The 15,473-nt window shown below is 55.1% G+C and carries 5 protein-coding genes; 1 reads left to right on the top strand and 4 read right to left on the bottom strand.

Annotated features, from left to right (window positions below):
- Window positions 1-22: 22 nt before the first annotated feature.
- On the bottom strand, window positions 23-1,933 hold the full coding sequence (locus DQG13_RS00980; RefSeq protein ID WP_181592495.1) for a DUF2334 domain-containing protein: 1,911 nt from the start codon (window positions 1,931-1,933) through the stop codon (window positions 23-25).
- A 703-nt stretch (window positions 1,934-2,636) separates the two neighbouring features.
- Between DQG13_RS00980 and DQG13_RS00975 the strand changes: the two genes are divergently transcribed.
- On the top strand, window positions 2,637-3,728 hold the full coding sequence (locus DQG13_RS00975) for a D-alanyl-D-alanine carboxypeptidase family protein (RefSeq protein WP_258525401.1): 1,092 nt from the start codon (window positions 2,637-2,639) through the stop codon (window positions 3,726-3,728).
- 101 nt (window positions 3,729-3,829) lie between these two features.
- Here DQG13_RS00975 and DQG13_RS00970 read toward each other — a convergent pair whose 3' ends face one another.
- The 3 genes from DQG13_RS00970 to DQG13_RS00960 all read right to left on the bottom strand — a co-directional run bounded on the left by DQG13_RS00970 (window position 3,830) and on the right by DQG13_RS00960 (window position 15,464).
- Window positions 3,830-8,524, bottom strand: a complete 4,695-nt coding sequence (locus DQG13_RS00970; protein ID WP_113017488.1) for a golvesin C-terminal-like domain-containing protein — start codon at window positions 8,522-8,524, stop codon at window positions 3,830-3,832.
- Window positions 8,525-8,589: 65 nt separating this feature from the next.
- Window positions 8,590-11,247, bottom strand: coding sequence for a cadherin-like beta sandwich domain-containing protein (locus tag DQG13_RS00965; RefSeq protein ID WP_113017487.1), 2,658 nt, complete (start codon window positions 11,245-11,247; stop codon window positions 8,590-8,592).
- 68 nt (window positions 11,248-11,315) lie between these two features.
- Window positions 11,316-15,464, bottom strand: coding sequence for an S-layer homology domain-containing protein (locus tag DQG13_RS00960; protein ID WP_113017486.1), 4,149 nt, complete (start codon window positions 15,462-15,464; stop codon window positions 11,316-11,318).
- Window positions 15,465-15,473 lie beyond the last annotated feature (9 nt).

The following is a 15,473-nucleotide window of genomic DNA, read 5'->3' as shown; positions in this document are numbered from 1 at the left end:
ATTTCCGGCCGGGTCTTGTTTGCTATTCTTCCGGAATCCATTCCCGCATCTGAAACGACATTGCCGTATCCAGAGACCCGTCCGGCTCCACCAAAGCCAGATCCGTCCGGCCGTCCCCGTCCAGATCCATGGCTGCGGGCCGCGCCCCCTCCAGCCCCCAAGGCCCCAGGGACGACAGCTTGGCATAGTTCCCGTCCGCGTCCTGGCGGTACAGCGATACCCTGCGGTCCGAGTCGTGCCAGATCAGCATATCCTCCAGACCGTCTCCGTTAAAATCTCCGGCCAGCTGCCGGTCGCCCATGCCGCCGGAGAGCGGAATTTCCCTGCGCTCCGCTGTCCATGAATCGCCTCCTGGCAATACCTCCAGCCGGATGCAGGCATTTCCGGTTTTGCGGCAATACGCCAGCCGGTCTGCGCCGGTTTGCTTGTCGGCAATGAGCTGCATGGTCCGGTAATCCGCCACCCGGCCCCGCTTTTCCTCGCCGCGCTTCCATTCCCCGTTTTGCTTCGTGTACGGGATCAGCTGCGCTCCGTTGGCGGTTACCACGGCCAGGGCGAAGCCGCCGTCCCGCTGGCGCAGCACCTGGACCGCGCTTAACGCCGGGAGCTCGGGGAGCTTCCATGTGCCGGAGAGGGAATAGATTCCGCTGCCTGCCAGGTACAGCTCCAGCTGTCCGGCCGCCCGGATCACCCACAAATCTGCGGAGCCGTCGGCGTTGGCATCCTTCAGGCTGAACAGATCCCCCTTCTGCTTGGGAATCTGGGCCCACACCGCTGCCGCGGGCAGAGGATCGCTGCGTTTGCCGCGGTAGCTGCCCGGCCGCACCTCCACTTGGCCCTGCTCCTGCCAGATGACCGCATCCGCCTGACCGTCCCCGGTAGCGTCACCCAAACGGGTGTTGCGGCCCATGGTGCCGGCGGGCAGCTCCGACCAAGGGGTAAAAGGCACCTCGTCCAGAAGGGACTGGAACGTATACCCCCTGTCCTTGATGGCGGTAATGAGCCGCTGCAGATTGGTTTTGCTTTTCTCCGGGTAGGCATATTCCGGCAGACCGTTGCGGTAAACCTGCGTACCGTTCTCATCCACCACCGGCTGCAGAAATTTAAACTCCAGGAAAGCATGATAAAAGAAGGAAGGCAGCTTATCCGTTTTGCCCAATTGATCCGTAATCAGCTTTTCATCCTTGTTGTAGGGAATGTACGAGTAGGGAGTGGGCACATAGGCAACGCCTCTTGTCCGCGCTCCGGCCCCTTTGTTGATGTCCGTTTTCAGATGGATCTCCGTTTGGGAGGGCTGGGTGATTTCGTTTTCGTAGATAATTCCGAATTGGGAGGCAAAAACCGGATACTGCTCCACCGCTCCATGGTAATGGGGCGTCTCCCAGAAGGCGGGGGTTATCCCCACCGCATCGAATATTTTAAGCCCTTCCGTCACCCGCTGCTCGGCAAAGGCAGGCGCAGCCGTCTCCGGCATATCCGCCACATTAAACTCATTGCCGATGCCGGTTTCCTGGTGGCCGTCCGCCCGTTTGGTTTCGCCCGCCTGATGGGTGAAGCCGTGCATGCCGATGACCGCCCCTTCCTTGGCGGCGTTCTTCAGAATGGCGACCAGGCTTTCGGTATACAAATCTCCCAGCTGGTCCAGGGAGCGGCTATAGGTTAAGCCCTCCTCCGAATAATTCACCCACCGGGGAATCACCCCGATCTGGTAATGAACCCCCTGCTGGGCCAGGTACTCCAGAACCGTCCGGAGCTTGCCCAACTGGTCCATATTGGAATATTCCCCTCCCGGTCCCACATCCTCCAGACGGAGCATAATGACCTTGGGCTCACTGTTTTCGCCGGAAGCCAGCATCATCTGGTAGGAGGCAAACAGCAAGGACAGGGCGATGAAGGAAACGGCTATTTTGGCAAGGGAGATACGAAGACTCATGATGAACACCATCCTGTGGAGGCGAGGTTAAACGCTTTCATATTATATCTCGAATCCGGTCCGACCGCTATAAGATTACCACTTGTTTCGACAAAATGCCGCATCTTTTTTTAGGGTGTGTGTGCAAACTCCGAAGGGAGCAGATTTTGCCGGACTTCGTTCCACGCAAGGCACTTTCGCGCAGGCGTACCGGGGTACGTCAAGCGTACGGAAGCTATTCCATACCGGGCAGCCAATATGATCATCCCCGGCTCTGCCTCCGCCGCGTGGTCCCTCAATCGGTATTCTCCCGGACTCCGGAGGCATGGTGGCGCGTCTCATTTGGCGGCGGACCCTGGTTCCGTTATTTGGCCAAAATTGGCCTTTTTTTCTCCGTTGCGGACACAGAATCCGTTAAGTGTGAAAAAACGGGGATTCTCTATGCTTCCGGAGTGAAATAGGGGATCGTCTGTCCGTGAAAATCGAGAAACGGGGCATATGAGGAAAATAACGGATTCTCTGTCCGCAGCTATCACCTTCCGGCGAAGAATAGACGCTTGTCGGCCGCTGCTCTGCCTTGGGATTATGCTCCCGCTTCCCTCTTTCTCTCTGGCCTCCGCTACCCGGTATTAGGCAATTGTTCCGCTAGAGTGCTATAATAGGGTTGCTCTTTTGTATCAAGCAAGCATTTCCCTGTGTTGAAGACAGGGGCAAGGAGGAACTCATGTCATCCATTTCGAAGAAAAAGCTGACCGTCTGCCTCTTCGGCTCCCTCTTGGCCGGAAGTGTGGCCTTAAGCGGCTGCGGCAGCGACAAAGCGGAGCCCGCTCCCACTGCATCGGCTTCATCCCCGGCAAGCTCTGCCGGAGCCACCGCGGCAGCTGCGTCTCCCACCGCCGGCAAAAACGGCAGCGTCCAATCCATCGCTTTTGAGGCCGCCCAGGCTGTAGTGGCTCCGGGCCAGACTCTGCAGCTTACAGTGACCGGCTTCAACGCCAAAAAGGAAAAAACCGCCATCCCCGATGCCAAAGCCATCGTCTATACATCGGACAAGCCCGATCTGGTGGCGGTTGATGCAAACGGCAATGTGAAGCCCGGCCCCAAAGGCGTCACCGGCTCCCAGGCCGTCATCAGCGCAGATTACCAGGGCAAGAAGGCAACCGTCGGCGTTACCATAAAATATGCCCTGGAGGATACCGTCAAAACCGTTTCCGGCAAAAATGTCGTCACCAACGAAACAGATATTGCCGTGGTGGTGAACAAGGAGCGCGGCCTGCCGGACAACTACGAGCCGACGGACCTGGTTGAGCCGAATGTGGACTTTTCCTTCAGCGGCAAAGCCGAAAAGCGGATGCTCCGCAAGGAAGCCGCCCAAGCGCTGGAGAAGCTGTTTAAGCAAGCCTCCGCGGACGGGATCAAGCTGTACGGCGTGTCCGGCTACCGCTCCCGGGCCACCCAGGTGAGCGTGTACAACAACAACGTCAAAACCCAGGGCCAGGCGGAGGCGGACAAGGTCAGCGCACGCCCGGGCTTCAGCGAGCATCAGACGGGTTTGGCCATTGACGTATCCAGCCAAAGCGCCAAGTTTGGGCTGGAGGAGGTCTTCGGCGCCACCAAGGAGGGCAAGTGGCTGGCGGAGCACGCCCATGAAACGGGCTTTATCATCCGTTATCCCAAAGGCAAGGAAGACATTACCGGCTACAGCTACGAGCCGTGGCATATCCGCTATGTAGGCGTCGATATTGCCAAGGTCGTGTATGAGAACCGTTGGACACTGGAAGAGTATTTCCAAAACGCCGTTCCGGTAAACGGATAGGCAGGTGGAGCGGAAGCGACTCCCATCCGCGATATCCGGGACAAAGCAAAAGCAGGGCTGTTTCGCCTGATCGAGGCGGGGGCCCTGCTTTCTGCATGATTTTACTGGTTATATATTCTGTACAGCATTACCGCGGCTTCGGCTCTGGTTGTGCTGCCGAGAGGATATACAAACTGTCCGTTCCCCTGTAGCAGCAAGATAAAATCCGCTCTTGATATGCTTGCCCCCGGATTGAAGGTCCCGTTGCCGGTTCCGTTTATGATCCCCTTTGAAGCGAGAACCTCAATCTCTTTTTGAGCCCATCCGAACGCTGCAAGATCAGTAAAGGTCTTTACATCAAAGGAAATGGCATAATTGCCGAAATGATTGGTACTAAAGCTCACCAATCCGGTGGCAAGGTCATATTTCCCACTGGGCACCGCAATCATATTTCCAGCCTTATCCACATATTTTACTACAATGTGTTCAGGCTTTTTCAGTTCTTCAGGCGTCGGTGAATATGGTATGGATATCCTGACGGAAGACTCCAAATCTTTCTTTTCAAGCCTAGTTCCATCAACCGCTAGCTCCACATTGATGACAGGCCGGCCAAGATCCGGTGAATCTGCTGCCCCAATGATAAACGTTATGTTCGCCGCTGATCCTTGCGCTACCTTTAATAAACCTCCATTTATTTCTATATTCCCGACAACCGTATTTATTTCTATCGTCTCTTTCTGCGATATGTTCGTCAATATGCCTGCGGGCAGCACGATTTCATACACTCTTGCGCCTTGTGCAACCGCTACATTTATTTCTATTTTCCTTATCCCTTTATCATCCGGCTTGGCTTGACCCAGGGCAGCGTTGAACAATTTCGGATCAATCTCCGATTTCGCGTTCCCGGTGGCAGAATTTATCGTTGCGGTTGCCTCCAGAAGGGCTCCTTTTACCACTATCGGATCATTTTCTTTTGGCTGCTCCGGTTCTGATCCGCTGCCGGTTTGCGGAGGATTCTCTTCATCCGGATCTTCATCAGTTGGCGGAGGATTTTCCTCATCCGGGTCTTCACCGGGTTGTTTTTGGCTTCTTGTTATCTCTAAGGTGTAGGTATCCGTTGCAATCCCATCCTGCGCGGTAACATGGATCTGGAAAGTATTCAAACCCGGCGACAAGCTTTTTATTCCGGTTTCCCCTTGCGCTATTGCGGCTCCTGAATGGTTGGGGGCGGCAATAATCGCAACCGCATCCATATCCTCATCAACTGTTGCCGCGTAGGTTTTTATATTGCTGTCAAAAGACGGCGTCAGCTCCATTCCATTCAAAGCCAAATTATATTCATAGGGAGTCAAAAACTCAACATTTTCCGCCAGCAGGAAATCCACAATTTTTTTGAACTCACTCAGGCTATGTGCATCCCACATTCCCGGATGCCCTTGCAATACAATGTGCGGCGAGTTTTTATAGCTCACATAATTGTTCACAAACGTATCATAATCCACTACACCCGGCTCTGTTTCCATATCCGCTCGGGTATTCAGATTTAACTGCTTCCCTTCTTCCTGCGGGTCTCTTGCCAGCATCTTCACCTTTACTCCGGGAAACTGATTCAATACCTGCACCGTGGTGGCGTCACTGTTATTATAGGGAGAACCAAAGCTGCGCACATGAATTCCGGTTTTCTCCTTCAAAAGGTTCACCGTTTTGCCAAAGCTCTCCATTTGGGCTTCAAAAGGACTGGCGTTATATTCGGTGATCACATGCTCATAACCATGGTGCCATATCTCGATTCCGTTTTTATCCCAGTTTCTAATGGCATCATAATAGGCTTGCTTTTGTCCGTCATCCTCAAGCGTATTTCCGATAACGCCGAATGAAGCCTTAATCCCTTTTTCCTGCACATAATCGGCAATATTTTGGAATACCGGATAATTGGTATTTTTCAAATCGTCAAGCTTCAGGATCACTACCTGCTTGCTGCCGTCATATACCGCATGTGTAACTGTTGAATTCACATCTATCGCCGTTATGCTTCCGCCGATATCCTCCTCCGGACCGGACGATATTGTTCCGGGACTCACTCTCAAACTGCTTAAGCTGGAATCAGTGCTGCCCAGCGATACAATGGACGGGTAGAATGCGATATCATCCCAATAGATCTGAAGGGCTCCACCCATACTTTTCACAAAATTAGTCAGTTCCTTGCTGGTATACATTTTAAACGGATGAAAGTCAGTCAGCCCGCCTGCAGCCGGCAATTCCGGATGATGCGTCCAGTTGGTAACATTAAACAGCACCTTCTTCTCCTCTCCCTCAGGCGTTACAGCAAAATAGAACCTTCCTGTATTCTGATCTCCTTCTTTATAATAAATCTCGCATTCCAGCCATTTGCCCGTAGGAACGCTCCAGTAGTTCTTATCCTCCCATATGGTGGTGAATTCTCTGGCGACGGAATCATCGCCCGTAATCGGTGTTGTTTGACTTGATACCCTGAAATGAAATGGTTTATCAAAACCTATTTCCTTTGTAAGATTAAGGGCAACCCTGAAGGGGTATTGCGTCCAATCCTTCCAGCTGGGCTGATTCCAGAATTCCGAGATGGTAAACCACCCGTTGGAATCGAAGCTTTGCTTGATCAATTCCAGATCCGGATGAAGATACATCCTGAATGTATAGTATACCTCCTCAAGACCTTCATTCCCGGTAAAATAGGATTGAATCCGCCCCCGGTCGGCTGCATCTCCCACACTTCCAAGCCAATAAGAAAGCACTTTATTGCTGCCATCGCTCCTGGTCGGATCATCAATAATTGTTGCAGTCCGCTCACTGGCATTCGTACCTGGGGCATACTGGAAGGCAAAATCTCCAAACTTCTCATATCCATCCAGATCCGCTTCCCAATCATTCGCTGTGTCGAAGGACAGATCCTTGCCGATAATATCCTGAACCGTTCCGGGATCGGAGGGATTCGGCACACCTGTGGAGCCCGCTTCAAAGCCCGACTGGAAAATAACATCGCCGGCCGGCGCATAATTGACCTTCAGCTCCGGTTTTTCCGATTCATTATTCTCACCGGGGTCAGTCGGTACGGCAAAGCGAATGGCATCCGCCATGACAAAACCATTGGTGCCGGCGCTGTCAATTTTCACATAGCTGCCGCTGCCTGCTTCAAAATCAAACGTTCCCAGCGGAACCCACATTCCTCCGTTATTTTTCTGGTTGATCTCAACAACGGTTTTCCCATCCTTATGGTTGATTTCATATAAGACCTTGTCCGCACGATTGGAAGCTCCATTGTATAAGGCATACACCTCATAAGCACCCTCCGTTGGAATAACGGGATTATATTGGATGGTCTGCCCTTTTCCCAGCTTGCCGTCAACGAATTCATAGCCGCCCCCGAAATATTTCCCTTCGCTGCCCCGGCTGGGAGACCATACCCCGGTTCTGATAACACCCAAATCCGTATTATCGACTACAATATCTCCTTCCTGAACCTGATCCCTAAGCTTCTGATCGTTAATCGGATCAGCAGACTCTCTGGTTACGTAAATGGTATAGGTTTTTACAGTATAATCATCTTCCGCTTTTACAGAAATCGTGATCGTGGTGCTATTTACGGCGGAACCCGCCACTTCACGCGGCAGAGTCGGCTCAAGTCCGATGGTGTATACCCCTGCCGACTGGGCATTCCCTTCGACGACCTCAATTCCTCCACTGATGCTTCCGCTAACCGTCTGGAATTTCTTAATCGTCAGGTTTTTATATGCCTCTGAATCAGCCGTCGGACTAATATCTATATGGGCTACACTGTTTTCCACCGAGATGCTGTAATCGGTTATATCCGGTTCAAAAGCAAGCTTCCCGGGATTGATGGTGAGACTTTTCAGCCTCGCATTATTGCTGAGGCTGCCATCATGGCTTAACTGAATGACATTTACATGATACGTCTTAACCGTTCCGTCCTCGGCTGTCACCACAATCGCTATCGTGTTCAAGCCTGGGGCAAGCGTTTTCGTAACGGTGCTTTGGGAGGATATGACCTGTCCATCCACCGTAAGACTTTGGTAAACCGCCGAACTGACCGTAGGCGTCACATCTATAGTGTGTACGGTATTGAATACTTCAAAGCTGTAATCGGTCACCTCCGGGCTAAAGTTCAGTGTTCCGGGGTCCGGACTGACAACAAGAGCGCTTAAGGTGGCATCATCATCCTTATCGGCAGGATCGAGAGATACTGGCGCAAAGCGCACTGCGTCTGCCATAACCCAGCCGCGTGCACCGGTGGTATCTATTTTTACATAGTTGCTGCTGCCCTTTGAAAAATAGTACCCGCCAAGACTATGCCACTTCCCGTTGGAAGCAGACGACGTCTGGTCTACATAGACTGTATCGGTGACGGAATTATGGTAAATATCATATTTTACACTGGACGCGCGGCCGGAGGCTCCATTGAAAGTGATATACACCTCATAAATACCTGATTGGGGGATATCCGGAGTATATTGGGCAGTGGCCCCGTCGATTCCTTCGGCAATGTTAATACGATGTGTATTATCATTGTATAGTCTTCCCTTATTGGCATCTGTCGTTGAGCTGCCCCATTTGTTCATAGTCGCTGTAGCTGCCGGTGAATTTATCCGCACGGAATCCGTGCTGTCCAAAACAATATCATCGGGCCCCACTGCGGCCTGCAATGCTGTATCGTATACAGCCGCCTGCACCTTTAAAGGCGCGTTCACTCCCAAAAACAACGTACTGGTGATCAGAAAAATCATCAACCAGTGGAGCCATTTCCATTTATGAATGCTGGGCATAACGTCCCTCCCACTATAAAGTAATGTAAAAAAGATATGATCGCACAGTGGCTCTCCACACGGTCCTATTCGCTTACCGCGATGATCACGCTGGAGATTCGGATGGCGTCTCCCTGCTCCGCGATTGCGTTGATGCGGACTGTGCCTGCTCCCGTCAGGGTCACCAGTCCCGTGGCTTCGTCCACCTGGGCAACGGCGGCGTTATCGGTGAAAAACCGCACCGACACCGTGTTGGGGTCAAGGGCAAATTCCGTCCCCTCCGGTGACAAGCCCTTCACCTGAAGCTTCAGCTGATCGCCAACCTTATTGTCGGGCGGGGCAAAATATTCAGCCCATTTGGACACATCCAGCTGTTCCTGCTCCAGGCTTTCATAGAAACGCACCTCGGAAACGCCGTTCCAGCCGTCCCGGTTGGGACCATATCCATAGCACAGCAGGCGGATATATTGGGTTTCCACATTTTCGGGAAACGCGTATATCTCGGGCAAAAGGGTGGCGCCGCTGGTATGCTGCATAGGCAGAAGCGGCTGCCAGGTCTGTCCGTCGTCGGATATCTCCACTTCAAAGTGGTAGGAGCGTTCATCTCCCAAATATCCGGCCAGCGCCATGGAGTACACCCTCTGCTTGCTGCCCAGGTCATAGCGGAGCCAGTCGGTTTCACCGGCGCTGTTGGCGGACCAGCGGGTGTTCAGGTCATTGTCAACGGTTTTGTTGGGCGTATTCACATTGGCATAGCCGTCATTGGAATCCACATAAGCGACGGGAATCCATGTGGGGACAAATTCCCCTTCCTCCTCCCCTTCAATGGACAGCTTGATACCGGCAAGGGACGAAGCAGGAGCTCCTGACAGCAGATCCTCTGCAAAAGTAAAGGTATACGTATCCCCGCCGCCCACGGTCAGCTCAACAGATGGCTCCACCGTCGCCCGCCGGACAGCATATTCTGTTCCGCCTGCATGCTCCAGCCCGATGACCGGAACATGCCCGTCGGAAGGCAGCAGCAGCCGGTAATCCTTTTGGGCGGGATTGAAGAAGGCGGCATATTCCCCGTCCAGGGTCAGGCGGAGGCCCAGCAGCCGGAGCAATTCCTCCCGCAAGGCCGCATCGCCGCTATCGGAAAAGTCGAAGTCTTTGTCGCTGTAAACCAACAGCCCGGAGGAATCCTGAAGCAGCTTCACTCCCAGGGCCTCCGCCAGCTTTTCCGCCGGAAGCACTGTTTTGCCGTTGACAACCTTGGCGCTGGTTCCGCTGTCCAGGCGGTGGATGCGGACAGTATAGACCATCTCTTGGCCAGTATTGGAATATACCCGCAGGGTCACAAGATTCTCCCCTTCAGCAAGAGCCACGGCATAAGGCTTGCCGGATTCATGGGGAACATCATTTACGGTCATCCGCTCATAAAAACCGGAGGAGGAAGCGGGCGTCAGCGTAAGGCTCTCCACTTTGTGTCCGGCATAGATGCTGTATTCCGTCCGCCAGGGGCTGAAATGAAGCGCCCCCAGGGACAGCTCCAGGCTGCTGAGAACAGCGGCTTCTCCCTGCCTGACGATTCTTACCGTATATTCCTTCTCCGTTCCATCTTGGGCGACAACGGCGATGACCACCGTGTTCTCGCCGACAGACAATTCAACAGGCCAAGGGACTCCCGAAGCATGAGGGCTGCCGTTCACCGTAAGGCTTTGGTACACGGCGGCCATAACGGTAGGCGTCACATCCAGGCTGGTGACCTGATCCCCCACCTGCACCAGATAGGCGGTTATGTCAGGGTCGAAGGCCAGCGGCGCCCGGCTGAGGGTCAGACCGCTCAGTCTGGCCTCGCTGCTGGGCACCGTCCGGTTCACCAGCAAGGTGTAGGTGTTTACGGTATCGTCCTCCGCCGTCACCTGTATGGTGATCAGGTTCTCCCCGGGGACAAGCGGAACGGTATAGGTGGCTCCTGATACCGCAGCCTGGCCGTTAATGCGCAGACTTTGGTAGACGGCCGAATTGACTGTAGGGGTAATGTCTATGCTGCTGTACACACTGCCGACTACATTCAGGGTATAATCCTTCACCGCGGGGTCAAAATCCAACTCCCCGGGATTAACCGCCAGGCTGCCAAGAGTGGCGTCGCTGCTTTGCGCAGGCGGCTCCGGGGTAAACAAAGGCACCAAACGAACGGCGTCGGCCAGCACCCATCCTGTAAGGGAGCCGGTATCAATGCGGATATAGTTCGCCGTCCCTTTTTCAAAATAATATGAATTGACTCCCCCCGTATCCAACCCGTACCAGTAGCCGTTGCTAAGGCTGGAGCTGGTCTGGTTGACATTCACGATGGTGCTGGTTCCCCCGTGATAGATCTCATAGGGAACCGGATTGGCTCTGCCGGTGGTTCCATGAAAGCTGACATAGACCGCATAGTTTCCCGACTGGGGAATGACGGGAATCCACGTAAAGGTGGCGCCGCTGCCAGTGAGGATTTGGTGGCGGTTGGCTCCATAATTGGAAGCGGGATTGGTCGTGCTGGTACTCCAAGCCTTCCCCGCGCCGGTGGCGGGGTCGGTTCCCGGGGTCATCGCTACTGTTCCTTTTTGAGGGTCGGTACCCTCATTGTCCACCACGATATCATATTGTCCCAGCGGAGCGGTTAACGCTATGTCTCTGACGGCCAGCGCCGGATGTCCAAACAGCAATGTGCCGAGCATGGTCAGAATCAGCAGGATATTAAGTCGCTTTATGTTCATATTTGCCCTCCTCGCTTGGCCCCGGCAGAGGCCGAACCGTAAAGTCCGGCCTCTGCCCGGCTGCCTGGTTACTTATTGTAGATCCGGTACAACAGCACGGCTGCCTCCGCCCGGGTAATGCTGTCCAGCGGGCGTATGCCCTGGTTATCCCCTTGGATCATGCCCGCTTCGGCGAGAAGCGCGGCACTCTTCACGGCGTAGGACGCCAGGCTGGCGGAATCGGCAAAGCGGGTGAGCGCCTCCGGCCGCGCTTCTGACGCATCCAGCTTGCCCGCCAGAACCATTGCCCGCGCAACAAGGGTGAATATGTCCTGACGGGAGATGGGCGTTTCCGGATGGAAGCGGTTGTCATCGGCGCCTTCGGCAATGCCCAGCCGGCGGGCAATGCCCACCGCTTCGGCGTAATAGGCGTTCTCCTCCACATCGGCGAAGCTGCCGCCGGGTTCTGCCGCAAGCTCCAAAGCATTCACCAGGAGCATCAGAAAATCGGCTCTGGTAACCGGTTCACCGGGAGCAAAGGCGCTCTCCGAAACACCCTGGATAATTCCTTTGGAAGCGAGCACGGAGATGGAATGCTCCGCCCAGCCATAGCTGGAGGTATCGGCAAAGGATTTGTTTACATACGCAATGCTGTATACGCTGTTGTCCAGTTGGTGCGCAGCGAAGGTGACCGCTCCCGCCGCTTGATCGTATTTGCCGCTGGCAACAGGAAGATTCTTTCCGTCCGGGGCAATCTTCCATATGGTCAGATGCTCCGGATCGGCCAATTCATGGGCAGAAGGGGTATACGGCAGCGATACCAGAATGCCCGGCAGCGGCGTATTCCCTTGCACAGGCCGGCCATCCCGGCGCAGCTCCATCCGAACCGCCGGACGCTCCCCTATGGCTGCGGCAGCTTGGCTGTCCAGCTTGCCGGGGGCGGCCGCTTCCGCCGTCAGAACAAGCGGGGAAGCTCCGTTGGCCTGGTTCTGAGAGAGCAGCTTGCCGGAAATCTCCACATGGGCAACCGGTGTTTTTACCAGCATCGTGAGCTTCTCCCCGTCCCCGCTGTCCACAGCGGAGGAAAGTTCAGTTGTGTAGGAGGAAGCCTTGGAATCGGGCGCGATCTCCACAACCACCTTGCGGTTGCCGTGTTCGTCGGGGGCTGCCTGCTCCATGGCGGCCAGCAATTGCTCTTTGGTTACCGCCGCCAGAGCAGAGCCGTCCGCGTTCACGGCGGGAACCAGTGTGATTTTGCCTGCTTGAACCGTTCCGCCGGGAGCCGCAGCTGCAGGACCGCCGGAACTTTCCGGTCCTGTCGACTCCGTCGGGTCTGTCGGGTCGTCGGATTTCTCCACCGGCAGCAATACCAGTCTGTCCCGGTAGCGGATCATATCCGTGCCGGCCGACTCGTCATGGGTTACCAGCGCCCCCAGGGATTCCGCAACAAAGGAAACGGGAACCAGTTGCTTGTCGCCCTCCTGCACCGGCCTGACGGCGGGGTTGCCCTCCTCCAGCATAACCCGCGCTCCTTCGTCATAAGCGAAGGGACTGTCCGTCAGCAGGGCGGTGTTATCGCCCATCTTCTCTCCCAGCAGCTTCGTATTGTCAGGCTCAACCTGCCAATCTGCCAGGGCGACAACAGGCGCATATTGGGAAGGCGGCGCTTCTCCCGGCTTCAACGGGTCAAACTGCACCGCCAGACGGGCGTCGGTTACGCCCTTCATGCGGATGGCCAGCTTGGTTCCGTAGCTGGTGCTTTGGACGGCAGGGTTGGGGGACCATGGCAAGGGTTTGGCGTCCATCGCCAGGAATACCGCATCCGCAGGTCCATCCACGATATGCGCCCACAGGCGCTGGCCGTTCTGGGTCAGCATGGCGGATTTGCCGTCGTCGGCGATGGCGATGGAGGCAGCCGTATGCATAAACCACCATACCTCCGCCGGTTCGGCAGCTGTAATCTCATCTTGCACCAGCACCTTGGAGCGGTTGTCGAAGAGCCGCAGTCCCCGTTTGGCGCTGGCGGCATCCCTGGCGTAGGCCTGGCTCATATCCAGAACCCCGAAGGCTTCCCCGGAGTTGAATCCGGCCTTCTCCACTACGCCCGTCGCCTCGATAATCTGGTCAAAGCCGCCCTTCTCCGGGTTCATCACCAGAGTGTTCTGGCCCTCCGCCCGGTTGTTGTAATACTGGAAGCGGCCTCCTGTCAGATCATTGTAGTTGTCCCAATCGTAGTTGCCGGCTCCGCGCATGGTGGCCCAGCGTTGTCCCAACGCCTCCAGAATGAAGGTGCCGATAGACAGGGAGGAGTGATTTTCCCGGTTATATCCGCCCTTCAGGCCCGCATAGATGCCCTGCTCATCCTGCCAGGAGCTTCGCATCAGCACACTGTTGGTTCCCGTCGGGTTCTGGTAGGCTTTATCCAGCGGGAAGCTTCCGGTAAAGGTCCGGTATTTGGAATCGTACCAGAGCAAGGCATAAACCGTCCCTCTGGAGGATGTGGTTCCTCCCTCCTGGGCGGACTGGTTTCTCAGGAAGTACCAGGCATACTGGGGTTTGTCGAATCTCTCGGCAAACCACATCATAATGGGGGAGTTCACCTTGCCGATGTTGCTGTCCCCATAGTTGAAGGAGCCGGTCATGCCGGACAGATATATCGGAAACTCCGGCGCCAGCGCCACGCCGGGGGCCTCGTACAGCTTGTATTTGTCCGGCCATGGGAAGCTCGGGGCAAAAGCGGTGTCAAGGGCCGACATGGCATACGTCAGGTAGCTGGTGCCGTATGACCAGTACATAGCTCCTTCAGGGTATGCTCCCAGAGGCGCGTAGGCGGTCAGGCCTTTTTTGATATTCTCCGTCCCCTTCTCCAGAACAAACTCCGCCAGATTCGGATATTCGTCGGCAATGGCCAGCGCCGCAATCATCAGCCCCCCGTTGCAGACCACATTCCAGTTGTGGGTGACGGCGGTAAAGTTCGTGCCCCCTTGGCTTTTGCCGTTGTAGCGGTCCACACCGTAGGTCAGGCCCTTGTCCAGCATGGTGTCCAGAATGAAAGTCCGCTGCTCCTCCGTCCAGTCATAATAGTTCCAGTCGTAAGCGATTGCATATGCCTGAAGCATCTCCGCCACGGACAGGAAGCTCTCCGGCTTCCAACTGGGGTAAGCCGCCGTATTCAGAATTTCCTGCCACAAGCGGTCCAGATACTTCTGCTCCCGCTCCATCTGATAGGTCATGGAGAGAATGAAGGTCCGGTTTTCCATCTCTCTGGCATGCTCCAGCACCTGGCCGTTGTCCGGATTGGTGCCGTAGGGGCGCACCGGCGTATCCAAGAGAGTATCCGCCTGGCGCTTGATGCCGTTATACCAGTTCATGGGGATGTAATCCCCGGCGATTTTGGCCTTGATCTTGCTGAAATCGTCAATGAAAATCCGCGGATGATCCTTGCGGATATTGGCCGCCACCGGCACCTGGGGAGGAGTGGCCAGCTTGGTCTCCCTTACGTCGGGAACAGGAGCCGGCCTGCCTTTCACCACCAGATTGTCCAGATAGAAGTCCGGAGCGGCGCTGTTGCTGGCGGTCAGACCATACCACAGCGCATCAATGGAATCCACTTGATAGCTGTTGTAGAAAGGCTTGTTGTCAACCGCCTGGCTCCCGTTCACCCATACGGAGAAGGTGTCCGTATCTGTATCCAGCTCCACCTTCACGGGAATCCAGGTTTTTAAGGGCATGGAATCAATACGCACCCGAGGAGCGGTGGTGCCCGGTCCCGTAGGGATGTCGAAGCGGAACAGATTCTCCGCATCGATAAGCGAATTAATCACGGAGATGGAGGTCAGGATGTTGGCGCCTCCCCCTTGAATCTCCGGCAGCTTGATCTGGCTGATAGGTTTGCTGTCCAGACGAATCTCATAGCTGATTTCCACCTTGCCCGACAGCGGCGTAAATTTCCTGATGGCTCTGTGGGCGGACCCCGAGGTGCGGACGGTGGACTTAAGGGCTTTGTTTTCTTCCTCAAACACATCCGTCTCCCCGTTCTTCGGGCGGTCCGCAACCGTTACAGTGGCGGCAGGGTAGCTCCAGTCCTTCAATGTGCCGTTTCCGGCCTCATCCTCGAAATTATCCTGCACCACAACCGGCAGATCGTCCGCCGCCATGGCGGTATGACCTGCGGGCAGGAGGAGAAACCCCGCTGCCAGCAGCATGAACAAGATGGCGAATCCAATGCGTTTCCTCAATGTTATGCC

The organism is Paenibacillus sp. YN15 (genome assembly GCF_003285005.1).
Taxonomy (GTDB): domain Bacteria; phylum Bacillota; class Bacilli; order Paenibacillales; family NBRC-103111; genus Paenibacillus_AR.
This window is presented reverse-complemented; position numbering and strand designations above follow the sequence as displayed.